1 protein-coding gene is annotated in these 241 nt (G+C 47.7%); it reads left to right on the forward strand.

Annotation, left to right across the window (positions count from 1 at the left end; translation table 11 throughout):
* Window positions 1-241, forward strand: a 241-nt coding sequence (locus ACY2RR_RS24665; RefSeq protein ID WP_490110847.1) for an ATP-dependent helicase C-terminal domain-containing protein, incomplete at both ends; no start/stop codon positions are given.

The following is a 241-nucleotide window of genomic DNA, read 5'->3' on the forward strand; positions in this document are numbered from 1 at the left end:
ATCCGCATTGATTACAGCAACCCAGAGGAACCACTTCTGGCTGTTAAGTTGCAGGAACTGTTTGGCATACTTGAAACACCAAAATTAGCGTACAACAGCATCCCACTCACTATCGCACTGTTGTCTCCTGCTCGACGGCCTGTGCAGAGGACCAGAGATATGAACAGCTTCTGGAACAACACTTATCAAGAGGTGAGAAACGACTTGAGGGGTAGATACCCCAAACATCCATGGCCAGAAA

The organism is Parendozoicomonas sp. 2304DJ65-17, assembly GCF_058148445.1.